The 16,022-nt window shown below is 36.4% G+C and carries 12 protein-coding genes and 1 pseudogene; 8 read left to right on the top strand and 5 right to left on the bottom strand.

Features of this window, described 5'->3' with window-relative positions; translation table 11 throughout:
* Positions 1-38: 38 nt before the first annotated feature.
* Together ATE47_RS09785 and ATE47_RS09780 are read right to left on the bottom strand one after the other, a co-directional pair.
* Positions 39-968 carry a beta-1,6-N-acetylglucosaminyltransferase gene (locus ATE47_RS09785; protein WP_062161793.1) on the bottom strand — a complete coding sequence of 310 codons (930 nt, stop codon included), beginning with the start codon at positions 966-968 and terminating at the stop codon, positions 39-41.
* A 180-nt stretch (positions 969-1,148) separates the two neighbouring features.
* Positions 1,149-1,556 (bottom strand): VOC family protein, encoded by a 408-nt coding sequence (locus tag ATE47_RS09780; RefSeq protein ID WP_062161792.1) that lies wholly within the window; start codon positions 1,554-1,556, stop codon positions 1,149-1,151.
* Positions 1,557-1,645: 89 nt separating this feature from the next.
* Here ATE47_RS09780 and ATE47_RS09775 point away from each other — a divergent pair, with 89 nt between their 5' ends.
* The 5 genes and pseudogenes from ATE47_RS09775 (at position 1,646) to ATE47_RS09755 (ending at position 6,993) form a co-directional block, all read left to right on the top strand.
* Complete coding sequence (locus ATE47_RS09775; RefSeq protein ID WP_228376259.1) at positions 1,646-2,545, top strand: helix-turn-helix domain-containing protein; 900 nt, start codon at positions 1,646-1,648, stop codon at positions 2,543-2,545.
* A gap of 166 nt (positions 2,546-2,711) precedes the next feature.
* A complete protein-coding gene (locus tag ATE47_RS09770) occupies positions 2,712-3,221 on the top strand; it encodes a hypothetical protein (protein WP_062161791.1) in 510 nt (169 codons plus the stop codon).
* Positions 3,222-3,349: 128 nt separating this feature from the next.
* Positions 3,350-5,467, top strand: a complete 2,118-nt coding sequence (gene ligD / locus ATE47_RS09765) for a DNA ligase D (RefSeq protein ID WP_082632560.1) — start codon at positions 3,350-3,352, stop codon at positions 5,465-5,467.
* A 425-nt stretch (positions 5,468-5,892) separates the two neighbouring features.
* Positions 5,893-6,537, top strand: a pseudogene (locus tag ATE47_RS09760) (DEAD/DEAH box helicase); the annotation flags it as partial.
* Between the two features lie 261 nt (positions 6,538-6,798).
* On the top strand, positions 6,799-6,993 hold the full coding sequence (locus ATE47_RS09755; protein ID WP_062161790.1) for a cold-shock protein: 195 nt from the start codon (positions 6,799-6,801) through the stop codon (positions 6,991-6,993).
* Between the two features lie 157 nt (positions 6,994-7,150).
* Here ATE47_RS09755 and ATE47_RS09750 read toward each other — a convergent pair whose 3' ends face one another.
* A complete protein-coding gene (locus tag ATE47_RS09750; protein ID WP_062161789.1) occupies positions 7,151-7,930 on the bottom strand; it encodes a methyltransferase domain-containing protein in 780 nt (259 codons plus the stop codon).
* A 276-nt stretch (positions 7,931-8,206) separates the two neighbouring features.
* A complete protein-coding gene (locus tag ATE47_RS09745; protein WP_062161788.1) occupies positions 8,207-8,677 on the bottom strand; it encodes an Lrp/AsnC family transcriptional regulator in 471 nt (156 codons plus the stop codon).
* 143 nt (positions 8,678-8,820) lie between these two features.
* On the opposite strand from ATE47_RS09745, the gene ATE47_RS09740 reads away from it, so the two are divergent.
* The 3 genes from ATE47_RS09740 (at position 8,821) to ATE47_RS09730 (ending at position 13,294) form a co-directional block, all read left to right on the top strand.
* Positions 8,821-10,212, top strand: coding sequence for an MFS transporter (locus ATE47_RS09740; protein ID WP_062161787.1), 1,392 nt, complete (start codon positions 8,821-8,823; stop codon positions 10,210-10,212).
* A gap of 61 nt (positions 10,213-10,273) precedes the next feature.
* Entirely contained in the window at positions 10,274-11,020 is a 747-nt protein-coding gene (locus tag ATE47_RS09735; RefSeq protein WP_062161786.1) for a metallophosphoesterase, read from the top strand.
* A 102-nt stretch (positions 11,021-11,122) separates the two neighbouring features.
* Positions 11,123-13,294, top strand: coding sequence for an outer membrane beta-barrel protein (locus tag ATE47_RS09730; protein ID WP_062161785.1), 2,172 nt, complete (start codon positions 11,123-11,125; stop codon positions 13,292-13,294).
* A gap of 298 nt (positions 13,295-13,592) precedes the next feature.
* On the opposite strand, the gene ATE47_RS09720 is transcribed toward ATE47_RS09730, so the two are convergent.
* Positions 13,593-15,857, bottom strand: a complete 2,265-nt coding sequence (locus tag ATE47_RS09720; protein WP_062163507.1) for a glycoside hydrolase family 3 C-terminal domain-containing protein — start codon at positions 15,855-15,857, stop codon at positions 13,593-13,595.
* Positions 15,858-16,022: the final 165 nt, after the last annotated feature.

Below are 16,022 nucleotides of genomic sequence, written 5' to 3'. Positions count from 1 at the left end.
TAGTAGAACCTGTTTTTTATTCTGAGATTAAATCTTAATCAATTATTCTGAAGCGGATCTCTTCTCAGTTCCCGATCGACATCACTGATTTCCGGAAGATCGACCTCATAGCTTTCTTTGATGTATTGTGAAATCACCTTATCAGTCTGATCATTAAGTTTCCGTATGAAAAGCTGATTGTTGTTTTTCAGATATTCAATAAACACTTCCGGGTTTTGTCTGGCGTCGGCAACCGCTCTTTTGTCATCATTTACGATAATATCAGAAAAGCTGGTATTCATCAAAACCGTCTGGAAAAAAGAGTCTCCGGGTAAATATGTGTGGAGATAAAAGTCTTCAAAAATCGCCACTTTATCATTACGGCACAGAAAAGTACAGGTTTCACGGGTGAAAATCAGCCACTTGCCTCCGATATAGGGAGTCACATCCTTCATAAAATCCCTTTTGTAGATCAGGGAAGAAATTTTATAGGCCAATTCCGTGAAATGATTTTGGATCCTGCGGAGAGTGTCCGGTCTGTAAAACTTCTGGTCGTAATAGAACAGGTAATTTTTATTTTTGTTCTTTGAGAGAAACTTACGGATGATATTTTGAGATTTCAAAGGGTAATCTTCACCGCTCAGATTAATGAAAAAATCCCATTTTGAGCTTACTTTCAACAGAAATTCCATAGCGTTGATTTCAGCCTGTATGATGCTGAAACCTGCAGAATTGATATTCATACTATCCAATATAAAAGCGTTGGGAAACTGAATGATGAATTGTTGTATTTCTTCGGTAAATTCAGCTGTTGCCTTCCTGTCGATATGGATGAGGTAAAATTGGTCACGGGTATAGATTTTAGAGAAAAGCTCCTTAAACCTCTCCGGATAATCGTGTACCATAATAAAGTACGCAATTCGTATGATTGAGCCTTGAGAAGTTTCGGATAAACTCGTTTGAGGCTGTGTTTCGGGAGTGTAAGTCATTATTGAAGCTTTAAAATCATTCACTAAAATGCCAATAATTTAATTATGGTTAGAAATTTACATAGATATTTTTGAAAATCAATTAATTAAATAGTAGTAATTTAAATTTTTTAAAAATCAGATAATGAAAATGAGAGCAGATGATCCACTCTCATTTCATTTAAATTCTTAAACCGGTATCTACCCTTCGGCATGTTTTTTAACAGCCTCCGCCGTCATTGGAGTGAACAGATTTACTAAGTTACCGTCAGGATCTCGGAATAACAGCGATTTATTTCCCCACGGCATTGTTGTAGGCTTCTGAACAATATAAGGTTCCAGGTAATCTGCCAGTCTTTGATAGTCATTTTCTACATCATCCACCCTGAATTCGATGATGGCAGTATGATTTTCAGCAGCCCGGGCAACACTTTCGCCTCCAAAAAACTGCAGCGTTCTTGTACTGCCGATAGCCAGTGTGGCGCCATCTGTTTTTAGTTCGGCAAAATCAGGAGTGTACTGTATCATTTGATTACCGGTGATGTGTTCGTAAAATTTGATTAAAACATCAATATTTGAAGTGATAATACGAATGGAAGTTAGGTTCATTTTTGTTATTGTTTTAAAATTGTCCTCAAAAGTAAGTCTCAGCTATGACAAGGGTGTGTCAGTTGGGTAACAAAAGTTTTTGCTTATATTTGACTACGGCCGGTGGAAATCCGGTACTTGACCTTTCTTACAAAGTGAATTCAATGGTTACCGATTATAAAAAAATTGATTTATTTGGCAAAACATTCATTCAAAAAGTAGACTTAAAATCGCCTTTTGAATTTTCTTTTCCTGTTTCGGAGCAGGCTTGCTTTTTATATATGCTAAAAGGTGAGATGGACTATCAGTACGATGATGCACACATCAATATTCCTACCGATCATTCTTTGTTATTAAGCTGTATAGATTCCGGCAAGAAAATACAAAATGTGGGCAGTTACGATGGAGAAATGGTAATTGTTACCTTCCATCCCGATATTTTAAAGAAAGTCTACGAAAGAGAACTTCCTTTGATTCTTCAGCCCAATAATAAGGTGACCAACCAGTCCAGCGAGAAAATAAATAACGATTTTCTGATTCAGAAGTATATTGAAGGTCTTCTCTTTTATTTTGAAAATCCCTCTTTGGTTAATGATGATATTTTGATTTTAAAGCTTAAAGAAATTATCCTTTTACTTTCCCAGACCGAGAAATCCGAAACGGTCCAGGTAATATTATCTCAACTTTTTTCACCGGCCGCCTACACATTCCGGCAGATTATTGAAGCTCATCTTTTTTTTCAGGTCAATATTGAGGAGCTTGCCCGGAAAACTAATCTGAGTGTTTCTTCTTTTAAGAGGGAATTCCGGAAAGTATACAATGATTCCCCGGCGAATTATATTAAAAACAAAAGACTCGAAAAGGCCGCCGAATTGCTTACAATCTCCAGCGAACGTATTACAGACATCGCGTTTGATTGCGGTTTTAATGATTTGGCTAATTTCACTAAAAGTTTTCACGAAAAATATCATGTTACGCCTACAAATTACCGTCTTAAAACCAAGCAGTAATCAATAATTTTCTAAATCTAATTCTAAATCTTCCCTATAAAAATTACTAGTTCCCCGACACCTAAGTGAACCAAATTACCAAATAATTGGACGAATCCGCAAACTTATTCTTTATGAACTAGCGCAAATTTGCAGTATTCATTTAAAGAAATTAAAATTTAAAGTAATGGGATTATCAATTTTAGGTATTTTTCATACCGTTATAGGTATTATTGCAATTGTTGCGGCAGTTATTGGTTTCATCAAAAATGGTAAAATTGACCTCAGTCGGCTGACCGGGAAAATTTATTTTTATCTTACACTCGTTACCTCGCTTACGGCGTTGGGATTATCGAAGCACGGAGGTTTTAATGCCGGGCATATTTTTGCTCTTTTTATTGTGGTTTTAATTTTGACAGCGTATTTTCTTTATTTTAAAAAGAAAGGAAATAACAGGGCCCGTTTTTTTGAAAACATTCTTCTTTCCTTCAGTTTTTTCCTGTCATTGGTTCCCACGGTTAATGAGACTTTTACCCGTGTTCCGGTAGGGCATCCTCTGGCGAAAGCACCTACAGATCCTATTATCGGGCAGACCCTTCTTGTGCTTTTCGTATTGTTTATTGTGGGTTCTGTATTTCAGTTTAGGATGCAGAGAAAAATTAATAAATTAAATCAGAATATCATAAGTGTAGATTAATGATAAATTTTAGAGATATTTTAATCAATTTTAATTTAATAAAAATTTCCTAAGTCTTGATTCTGCAATAGTATAAAATTAAGAAAAATAGGCATAAAATATGCTTTGTATTTCTAAAATACACTATTATGGCGGCAAAAACAACTAAAAAAAATGAGCCGCAGAAAAAGCTTCAAACCGAGATCGGCAAAGAAGCAGTGGCTCATGACAAAACATCGCAAAACGAGATCAGCTCACTTTTAAAAAAAGCGAAAAAGGCAGCCTGGCCGGCAGATATCTCCCCAATGCTGGCAACTCTTGTGGACGAGCCGTTCAGTGATCCGGATTGGGTTTATGAAGTAAAATGGGATGGTTACAGAACCATCGCATATATTGATAACGGTAAGGTAGACCTGAGATCGCGGAACAATAAAATATTCACAGACAAATACTATTCAATAACAGAAATTTTCAAAAACTGGAATATAAAAGCGGTTATTGACGGGGAAATTACAGTCATCAATAAAAACGGTGTTTCCGATTTTGCAAGCCTTCAAAACTGGCGGAGCGAAACAGACGGAGAGCTGATATTTTACGCATTCGACCTGCTTTGGTACGATGGTAAAGACCTTACACAGTTGCCGCTATTGGAAAGACATGCCATCCTTAATCATATTTTCAGCCAGAATAATGATGACAGAATCAGAATCAGCACGATATTTAATACCGATGGAATAGAGTTTTTTGAAGCCGCTCAAAAGCTGGGGCTGGAAGGTATTATGGCAAAGAAAGCCAATGGTACGTATGATATTGGCGCTCGGTCCAAAGACTGGCTTAAAATTAAAACTGATAAAAGACAGGAAGTTGTAATCGGTGGTTTCACGAATAATGAAGGCTCTTCAAAAATTTTCAGTTCTTTGCTGTTAGGAGTGTATCAGGGGAAAGAATTTCATTACGTAGGAAAAGTGGGGACAGGTTTTTCCTCAAAAAAACAAAAAGAAATGATGGAAGAATTTAAGCCTTTGATTACGAAAAAAAATCCTTTTAATACAGAACCGGACATTAATAAACCTTCCCGCTTCCGCCCCAATCCTCCGAAAGCTACGGCAACCTGGCTCAAACCAGAGCTTGTATGTGAAGTAAGCTATGCCGAGATCACTGACGACGGAGTTTTTCGTCATCCTTCATTTAAAGGAATGAGATCTGATAAAAAAGCCAAAGAAGTACATCTGGAAGTAGAAAAAAATACGGAAAACATCATTGCAGATACCGGAAATACTCAATCTGAAGAAAAAAAAGACCATATTGTAAAAGCTTCAGAAAATAAAAGTGTAAAAACTTTGCTTAATCCAACTGAAAAAACACAGGTAAAAAAAGTAAAAGGCCACGAGCTGAAGTTCACCAATCTCGATAAAATTTTCTGGCCGGATGAGAAATTAAGGAAAAGAGATCTCATCAATTATTATTTTCAGGTTGCACCTTATATTCTTCCATACCTTAAAGACCGTCCGCAAAGCATGAACCGTTTCCCAAATGGGATCAACGGGAAAAGCTTTTATTTTAAAGATGTCACAGGCAAAGCCCCGGATTGGGTGAAAACCTTTTTATACCACAGTGAAACTGATGACCGCGACCGTCATTACCTCGTGGGAGACGATGAAGCGACCTTGTTATATATGGCTAATCTTGGATGTATCGAGATGAATCCATGGAGTAGTACCATACAAAAGCCGGATCATCCTTCATTCTGTATCATCGACCTTGATCCGGATAAGAATTCTTTTGATCAGGTTATAGAAGCGGCGCAGGTCACCAAACAGATTTTGGATGATTTGGGAATTCCTTCTTATTGTAAAACCAGCGGCTCGACCGGGCTGCATATCTATATTCCGTTGGGAAATAAATATACTTATGAGCAGTCCAAAGAGTTTGCCCGGGTGATTGTAACCTTGGTTCACAATGAGTTATCAGAATTTACAAGTATCGAACGTGCCATCAAAGACCGAAAAGGTAAAATGTATCTTGATTTTTTACAAAACAGGCCCCACGCGACAATTGCTGCAGCGTATTCTGTACGTCCAAAGCCCGGCGCGACAGTCTCTATGCCGCTGCATTGGGATGAGGTAAAGAAAGGTTTGAAGATGAGCGATTTCACGATTTTAAATGCTGTTGAACGTTTGGAAAGCGAAGGTGATATTTTTCAACCAGTTTTAGGAAAAGGAATTGATCTTGTCAATGTTATTAAAAAATTTTCTGAAGGATTTTAAATATTAATAAAATTTCCGGTGCTTTATTTTCTTTTAAACAAAGTTTTTTGGTTTATACCAGTTGTTATTCATTTTTTTGTTGTATGTTTGCATCAATTATAAAAACAGGTTACTGCCTTTGCTATTCTGTAATAGTCTAAATTTCAATTTTTTCTTTCAGTTTCGCTTTTTCAGCTACCAATTTCTACCCTCTTTCACTTGTGAAAAATGTTAGGATATTAAGAACCTTTTTTACAATGAGAGCGTACGTCATTGCAGGCTAATCAATATTATTTCAATGTGAATATCTATTGTCATAGTTTAAGCAAGCAAAATGATGAATAAAAAAGATCATTCTTTACTTGTTTATCCTTTACAATACACCAATTCAAATTCCTATAAAATGGATTTGCCACAAAATACCGGGGAGACCGGAAACTTTTATAATGAGTTTTAAAAATTTAAATTTAATCAATCCCATCATTCGTGCTGTCACCGAAGCCGGATATTCTAAGCCTACGGAAATACAGTATTCTGCGATTCCGCATATCTTGGCGGGAAATGATATTATAGCTTGTGCAAAAACAGGCACCGGAAAAACGGCTGCATTTGCCATGCCTATTCTGCAATTACTTAAAAAACATACCCCAGAACATAAGGAAATCCGAACGTTGATACTCACCCCAACACGTGAATTAGCGATACAAATCGAAGAAAATCTTGGTATTTACAGCAAATATTTACCATTATCACAGCTTTCCATTTTTGGTGGTGTTTTGGCAGGAGGCCAGCTTGCTGCTTTAAGAAAAAGAGTGGATATCCTGGTGGCAACTCCGGGAAGACTATTGGATTTGGTGAATCAGAGACATATTGATCTTTCCAAATTAGAAATACTGGTATTGGATGAGGCAGACAGAATGCTGGAAATGGAGTGTGTAAATGATGTAAAAAAGATTTTAAAACTTGTTCCTCAAAAAAGACAGACTTTATTTTTTTCTGCAACGATGTCTCCGGATATCAGAAAGTTTGCTGAAAGTATATTGAATAACCCTGTTGAGGTGACTGGCAATTCGGTATCGTCAAAATCACAAAGAACAGGAGCCGAAGGAATTGCAGTTTCGTTTGGTGACGGTGAAGAACTGACAGATTTAAAGAAAATTCAGAATCTGATAGGACTTAAGATGGCTGTTGCTCAACAAAAAACAACATTAATTTAAGTAACTAATACCAATAACTTTTATAAATACAGAATTAAAAAACAAGTTTAGTTTTCAATATTTCTGAGTTATAAAAAACAAACATTAATAACTTGGGTAATAAGCCCAAAAATAATAATTTTAATAACAATTACAATGCAACAAGGCACAGTAAAATTTTTCAATGAAGCAAAAGGCTTCGGATTTATTTCTCCTTCAGATGGGAGCAAAGACGTTTTTGTACACTCTTCAGGATTAATTTCAAGATCAATTCGTGAAAACGACGTGGTAACTTTTGAAGTACAAAAAGGAGAAAAAGGTTTAAATGCAGTTAACGTAAAGTTAGCATAATTTAAATCTTACAACTGTAATGATTTAATTAATTATAGTTGGAAACACTTCAAAACGTAAGCTACTTATTATAGTTATACGTTTTGTACAGACTTAGAAAATATAATTTTCTTTATATAGCACTCTTCATTGAGTGCTTTTTTTTGTTTCTTTAATTCTAATTAATAATATTACTTTTTCTTCCGTAAAGCAAAATTCTTTTAAAAGAATAAATAGCAGGAAGCGTTGGGAAACTCTTTGCAATACGCTGTTTGAATTCTGATGTAAATGTATTTTGCTGCTCCTCATTCAATCTTTCCAGATACGGAATCAGTGCCGATCCTGAAATAAAGTTGAATAAAGTTTCATGATCTTCCGCGATAATAGGGTATACTTTTTGTGAAATATCAAGGTTTTCAATACCGTTATAAAAGAGAATTTGCGCATATTCATCAACGGTTAATACTGCAGAAGGGCGGTTCCAACCGTTTAGGTGTGTACGGAAAGGCTCTTCATTGGCCATTTCAAAAAGGATTTTATTAAGAATATTTCCTGGTTGATATGGCATTTGTACCGCCAACTGACCATTACTTTTCAGTTTTGAAATCAGTTTTGGGAACAAATTCTGATGATCGTCAGACCATTGTAAAGCTGCATTGCTGAAAATAAGATCCCAGTTTTCGTCGCGGTCTAAAATCTCTTCAGTAGTCGCTTTCCGGAAATGAAGGCGATCATTTTCAAGAGCTTTTGATTTTTCAAGCATTTCAGCAGAAGAATCAACACCGAGAAATGTAGCCAGCGGGAATTTTTCCGCTAAAATTGCAGTCTGTTCGCCCGTTCCACAACCGAAATCAACCACTTTCATTTGTTTTTCATCTTTAATAAGATCGGCGATATCAAAAAAAGGTTTGAAGCGGATATTCTTGAATTGATTATAAATATCAGGATTCCAAGGCATAATTTTGTATTTTAATGACTCAATTTACTCATTTCAAATTGGAAAATATAAGTTTTTAACATTAAAAAAGACTTAAAATATTATTAAACAAATCAATAATATTAGAAATAATCATTCTCTTTGTCATCCTGAAAGGTTCTATACAAAGTTTTAGAATTACGTTGTTGAGATCCTTTCAGGATGACAAAGAGACGCGACAATCATTCGCTGAGCGAACGAAAAAATATCTACAATAATTTAAACAAAAACCTAGCGAACTCCACTTTTAAATTAAAATCAAAGAATCTGCGAGCTCTCCTTAATACTATTCATCACAAAAATGCTTTTTGTCTGCCCAATTCCTTCAATTTCAGATAATTTATTCACGAAAAACTCATGAAATTCATCCATATTCGGGGCCAGAATCTTGAGCATAAAGTCAAAATCTCCGCTGATATTATAAAATTCTACCACTTCTTTCAACTTTCCGACTTCTTCAATGAAGCGTCCTGCCGTTTTTTTATTATGGACATTCAGTGCGATCATACAGACCACCATCATTCCTTTATTCACCTTTTTCCGGTCTACAACCGCAGTATATTCCTTGATGACACCCAATTTTTCCATCCGTTTGATTCGTTCGTGAGTTGGAGTTGAGCTTAAGTTAATTTTTGCTGCAACATCCCGGACACTCAACTTCGCATCTTTCTGTAAAATGCGGAGGATAGAGAGATCTTTTTCGTCAAGACTATAATTTTCTGCTGCCATTTGTCCTGTTTTTTTAGGTTAATTTTTAAATAAAAGAATATTTGTCCTTTTAATTTTAAATTGGATGCAAATATGTTCCAAATTTAATATATAATTTTAATATATGTTCTATTAATTTTAATTTTGCAGCATAATTGAACTATATGGAAAGAAAGAATTTAATATTAATTTTAGCATCGGTGGGAACATTTGTGGAGGCTTTGGATATTGCGATTATTAATTTGACGATTCCTTCCATTCAGGAACAATTCGGTATCGGAGCGGAGACGGTTCAGTGGTTGCAGACGTTGTATGTGCTATTTTTTGGTGGTTTTCTGATTATTGGAGGAAAACTTTCAGATCAGATCGGTCGTAGGAAGATTTTTCTTTTAGGATCATTGATTTTTATGCTCACTTCTTTAGGTGCGGGATTGTCAACCAGCTTTGAAACATTGGCTGTTTTCCGGGCTTTACAGGGATTGGGAGCGGCTTTCATCATGCCTTCTGCGATGTCAATTGTGACCAATACTTTTAAAGAAGATCAGGAGAGAAACAGGGCGATCGGGATTTTCAGTTCGTTTGCAGCGATTGGTTCGGGAAGTGGGCTTTCACTGGGCGGAATTATCAGTACATATCTAAGCTGGCATTGGGTTTTTCTTATCAATGTTCCGGTTCTTTTAATTACGTTAGTTTTTGCTTTTCAATATCTTCCGAAGGATGAAACATCAGGAAAATCTCAGAAAACTGACGTTGCTTCGGGAATTTTACTGGTCTTGGGATTGCTTAGCTTGACTTACGGAACACACGAATTGATTCACATTAAGGAAAAAACTTTTATGGTCGTTTCTTCTTTAATTGTAGCTGTTTTGTTACTGTCAATGGTATTTTATCGCTTAAAATCTGTGTCTCAGCCTTTGATTGATTTAAAATTATTTAAACATAAATCGTTGAAGGTTTCCAATCTTACTTTTGTTGCGTTGGGAGCTTTTTTCATCGGATTTTTGTTCCTGATTTCATTGATGCTGCAAAAAGATATGAATCACAGCGCGGCTTCCGCGGGATTGATGTTGGTTCCGTTCAGTGTGATGTCTGCTTTGGTGGCCAAATTTGTTTTACCTCATATCTCTAAAAGATTAAATTCTTCCCAAATGGGAGTTTTCGGGTGGATTTTCATGCTATCAGGAGCTTTAATTTTACTGTTTTCGGTATATTTTGGTCACTCATTACCGTTGGTTTTATTGGGAGCGGCTTGTATTTCAGGGATAGGAATGACCTTTTGTTTTACGGCTTTGTCAGTGTTGGGAATTCAGGATGTGAATGCCTCAAGTTATGGTGTGGCTTCAAGCTTGGGGTCTACCAGTTACTTTTTGGGAGCGGGAATCGGGTTGTCTTTCATGACTTTAATGAGCCAGGTTTTCCCATCAACATTGGCGGTCGGGAATTTAAGTTTAATTATTCTCGTGGGATATGCCGTGTTTGCATTGGGAATGTTAGTGTACTTTATTTTAAAGAGTATTAAAATTAAGGAAGCAGAAATGGTTGTTTCAAATAATTAAGAATTCATAATATATAAAGAGGAATCGGTGTAATGTGCCGGTTCTTTTTTATTTTAGCTAAATGAAAATACAAATCATCAGCGACCTGCATCAGGAGTTTGGATATACTGATTTATCTTTTGATAATGCAGATCTTGTTGTTTTGGCTGGAGATGTGAATCTGGGGACAAAAGGAATTGAATGGATTAAAACAAAAATCCCCAATAAACCGGTGATTTATGTTCTTGGAAACCATGAATATTACAAAGGTTCTTATCCTAAAACTTTAAATAAAATAAAAGAATTGGCGCAGGATTCAAATGTTTTTCTGTTGGAAGATTCTTTTGTGGATATTGATGGAATTCGTTTTCATGGAGCAACTTTATGGACGGATTTTTCCATCTTCGGAGATCCGAGATATTATGGATTTGTATGTCAAAACGGAATGAATGATTATAAACAAATCAGGAGCGATCCTTCTTATTCAAAAATGAGGTCGGTTGATATTTTTAAAATTCATCAATTTTCAAAGGCCTGGCTTCAAGAGAGTTTGGAAAATTCAAAAGATCTCAAAAATATTGTTGTGACTCATCACGCACCAAGTATAAAATCGGTTCCCGAGCATTTCAAAGAAGATCCATTAACGTCGGCTTATGCTTCTAATCTTGAGGATTTTATTCTTGAACATCAGCCTTTGTATTGGATCCACGGACATATTCATACACCTTCAAGATACAAAATCGGAGAAACGGAAATTATCTGTAATCCTCATGGATATGTCGTAGAGAAATATAATGGCTATGAGAAAGAGTTGATTATTGAAGTTTAAATTTCAAGATTTTAACCTCTAAAAAAATATTTTTTCATTTTTTTTACGATTTAATGTAACATTATTCAACATTTGGTGTCTTATAGAAAAACGTAATAACTAATGAAAAGATTATTTTCATCAATCGCTTTACTGACGAACCTTTTGGTATTTGCTCAGGAGAAAAAAGATACCATAAAAAAGGAAAAGGAAATTGAGGCTGTTACGTTAACGGGCAGAAAACCAACGGTAGAATCCAAAATTGACCGCACTGTTTTTAATGTTGCCAACAGTTCTATTTTAGCCGGAAATACAACCTGGGATGTTTTGAGAATGACCCCTTTGCTGAGTATTGATAACAATGATGCCATAAAAGCGGAAGGAGAATCGGTAACGGTCTATATTAATGACCGAAAATCTGTTTTTACAGGCAAGGAATTAAAGGAGTATTTAAAAACAATTCCTGCCGATAATCTCATGAAAATCGAGGTGATTACAAGTCCGTCTTCAAGATATGAAACGGCCGGATCTGTCATTAATATCGTGTTGAAAAAGAGAGATGATGAAGGAATAAAAGGAAGCATAACCCTGAACAACAGACAACAGGCGAAGAATTCACAGTACACGAATCTTAATCTTAATTATCATAAGAAGAATTTTACCCAGACCTTTATCGGAAGCTACAGCGATAATACCTATCTTCAGAAAAGTGCCCTTCTGAGCGAGGTGTATGCGGATAATTCTGCCACGCAAATCAATACTGAAAGCACAGGCAGAAGCAAGAGCCCTTCTGTTTCTTCCACTTCAGAATTTGAGCTGAATGATAAGAATACAATGGGACTTATTTTGGAGTACTATCAGGGGAAGTCGATGAATTCTGCAGATGCAACCGGAATAACGCACGTCAATGATGTTTTTAATAATTCTTATTCTCAGAATCAATGGGCGTCGGGGCTTAGCCGTACTTTGGGAACCAATATTTTTTATAAATTTTATGATAAAGAAAAAAACAGGATTTTAGATATTAATGTAGGTTCCAATTACTACGGGCAATCCGAGGATAACAATTTTGTGAATAACAGAGTAGTTCTTACCAATCCTCCCACCATGAACGAGACCCGTGTTCTATCGGACAGCGAAAACAGAAATTATTATGTTAAAGTCGATTATACTCAGCCTTTAGGAAAAGAATGGGGTACGCTGGAAGTGGGTGGTAAAATGGATTTTAATAATAATGTTGTTCCTAATGATTTGTTTGCCACTCAAATTAACGGGCTTAGCGGCCATGATGTTTTTCATTATGAGGATAATATTAATTCATTGTATGCGAATTATAGTAAAACTTTCTTTAAAAAATTAGAGGCCAGATTTGGGATCCGTTATGAACATATCGATTATAAAATGCGTCAGGATGTAGCCGGTACAAGCAGAAAAGATTCTTACGGAACCTTTTTGCCCAATTTACTGTTAAAGTATTCTTTTTCTGATAAATATGATCTGAGTTTTACTTATAACAGAAGCCTGTGGCGCCCCTGGTACGCGGAATTTAATCCTTTTATGACTCCCAACGACAACGGATTTTTTAGCCGCGGAAATATGGAGCTGGAGCCGAATCCGAACCACAGATTATACATGAAACTGGGGCTTTTTAAGAAATATTTTATTTCAGCAAGATACATGTATACGGATCAGGATTACTGGACGAGCTATATTTTTGAAACCGATCCTGCAAATCCGGGGAAAAACAGAACAATTACCCAGCCGGATAATTTTAAAGGAAGAGTCGAGAAATATTATCTTTTTGCCAATACCAATCAAACATTTTTAAAAAATAAAATGAGCGTAAATGTCGGATTCGGATGGTATTATCTGGATAACAGCGATTTTAATCTAAAAAATAATCTGGAAGCAAAAGATTATATAAGTTATTGGGGAGGCTCTACAAATATTTCGTATACCAACCTTTTTAATAAAAATATTAATGTAAGCGCATGGGTAGAAATAGCCAATCAGAATAACGGGAATTCTTACGCCAACAAAACCAATTTTTTCCATAATATCTCTGTAACCAAAATTTTCCCGAAAACCCAGATGGAAGCCAGTTTACAGCTGATGAATATTTTCCAGAGACCTAATTTTGATGCGACAACATATAACCAGACCGGAACCATCAGAAATTCTATGAAATGGGATTGGTACGGTGTTTCGCTTTCATTTGTAAAACGTTTTGGAAATCAGAAGGTAAAAGAAAATACCAAAACGGATGTTGAGAAAAATGCGGGAGGAGCAAAGTAAATAAACTTAATTTTAATTAAATCAAAGTGTCTGAAACTTCAGATGCTTTTTTGTTAAGTTTAAAATCAATATCTTTTTTGATACTATCAAATGATATTTTGAAACCACCTTATACTTATTACAGACAAAATATTAGAATTAATTGCTCTGCACCTACAGCAAGCAGGGATTTGAAATGGGCTGTTGAAAATAAAATTTTAAATAAATCCGGTGAACAGAGGTTGAACGAATATCAATTTAATTAAAAAATGCCCAAATAAAAATCCGGGCATTCATTTAGAAATATAAATAAGTAAAATTACTTCAGTGTAAACTTCACCTTCGTCTTAATGGCGTCTGATGAATTCCCGATCAGTGCTTCAAAATCTCCAGGTTCTGCAACCCAGTCGTGCTTGTCGGCATCGAAGAAACTTAGAGCTGTTTTATCAATCGTAAAAGTCACTTCTTTTTCTTCTCCCGGATTTAAAAATACTTTTTCAAAACCTTTCAGTTCCTTTGCAGGACGCTGAACAGAAGATTTCAAATCGCTGATATACAGCTGGGCAACTTCCGCGCCGGCTCTTTTTCCTGTATTTTTAACCTTAACGGTAAATGTAATTTTATCGTCCTGAGAAATCGTTGTTTTGTCAGCTTTTGCCTTCCCGAATTCAAAAGTGGTATAGCTCAAACCATGTCCAAAACTGAATAATGGTTTAATTTTTTTCGTGTCATGCCAACGGTAACCTACCAAAATCCCTTCGTTATAGGTAATATTGATTGGATTATTCTGGTCTTTTCCTTTTCCAGCAGCCAATTCCTCTTTATTTCCGGGATATTCTCCCATTTGGTGGGCGGAATTATCTTCCAGTTTTACAGGGAAAGTAAACGGCAGTTTTCCTGACGGATTCGCATCTCCCGCCAATACGGAAGCGATCGAATTTCCGGCTTCAGAACCTAGATACCAAGCCTGAACAATCGTAGGAACTTCTTTTATCCAAGGCATTGCAACCGCGTTTCCTGAAACCAAAACTACCGCAAGATTTTTGTTTGCTTTTGCCAGCGCAGAAATCACATTGTCTTGATTATAAGGCAGTCCGTAGCTTTTTCTGTCATTTCCTTCACTGTCCTGGAAATCAGCTTTATTCAATCCACCCACGAAAATTACATAATCGGAATTTTTTGCTAATTCTACGGCTTCATTCAGCAATTCCTGTGGAGAACGCTCGTCTTTCAGGTTTTGACCCGATTTTACACCGTTGTACTCTCCGCCAATATCTCCAACATAACCTCTCGCATACTGTACATCTGCCTGTTTCCCGAATCTGGTTTTAATTCCGGCTAGAGGAAGGGTTTCGTATTTCACTTTTAAAGATGAAGAACCACCACCGACCGTCATGATTTTAATGGCATTTTCACCGATAACGGCAATTTTTTTAGCTTTATTAAGATCAATCGGAAGCACATTTCCCTGATTTTTCAACAAGACAATTCCTTCTTCACCGATTTCTTTGGCAACCGCTTTATGCTCTTCGGAAGCAATATTTCCGAAGGGTTTGTTCCTGTTCATCGTCGTTTTATAAGCCAGGCGAAGCAATCTTGTTACTTTATCGTCGAGCTCTTCGGTTCCCACTTTTCCTTCTTTAATTAATTTTAAATAAGGTTTAGCTAAATAATAATTGTCATAAGCATTAGAATTTCCCTCCGAAAGCCCGTTTGTCCAGCTTCCGAATTCAAGGTCTAATCCGTTGTGGATGGCCTGTTCCGTATTGTTTACAGCGCCCCAGTCGGAAACCACCACGCCTTTATAATTCCATTCTTTTTTAAGAATATCATTTAATAAATATTGATTCTGGCTCGCGTATTGCCCTTTGTACATGTCGTAAGCACCCATGATCGTCCAGGAATCACCTTCCGTCACCGCCGCTTTGAAGGGCGGAAGATAAATTTCATACAACGTCCTGTCGTCTACGTTCACATTGCTTGTATGACGGAACATTTCCTGATTGTTTAAAGCATAATGCTTCACCGAAGTTGCCACACCATTTGACTGCACTCCTTTGATATAGGGAACCACCATTTTTGATGTTAAAAAAGGATCTTCTCCCATGTATTCGAAGTTTCTTCCGTTCAGTGGAGTTCTGTAAATATTCACTCCGGGGCCCAGAAGAATGTCTTTTTTCCTGTATCGGGCTTCCTCTCCAAGGGCTTTACCGTAATTCCATGACATATTTTTGTTCCATGTTGCGGAAAGTGCCGTTAAAGCAGGGTAGGCAATGATAGAGTCGTTCGTCCATCCTGCCTGGTTCCATTCGTCCCACATTACTTCGGGGCGAACACCGTGCGGGCCGTCAGTGGTCCAGAATTCCGGAATTCCCAGCCTTGGAACTCCAGGTGAACTGAATTTTGACTGTGCATGGATCATAGCAATTTTTTCTTCCAGCGTCATTCTGGAAAGTGCATCCTGAATGCGTTGCTCAACAGGTTTTGAATCGTCTAAATAAACGGGTAAAGCAGTAGTATTTTGAGCCATATACGAAGCAGAAATAAGGGTAAATAAACTTACGATGGCGGTTTTCTTGAACATAAAAAGCCTTTTTTGATTGAAAACAAAAATAGCAAAAATATTTATTATCTCAAATTGAGAAAATGAAAAATTATACAAATGGTTATTAATAACCAATTTGTTACTGTTGAAAATTGGTTTAAACAGAAAAGGCACCATCTCAATCATTGAAATGATGTCTTTTTA

It is taken from the genome of Chryseobacterium sp. IHB B 17019 (assembly GCF_001456155.1).
GTDB lineage: Bacteria > Bacteroidota > Bacteroidia > Flavobacteriales > Weeksellaceae > Chryseobacterium.
This window is presented reverse-complemented; position numbering and strand designations above follow the sequence as displayed.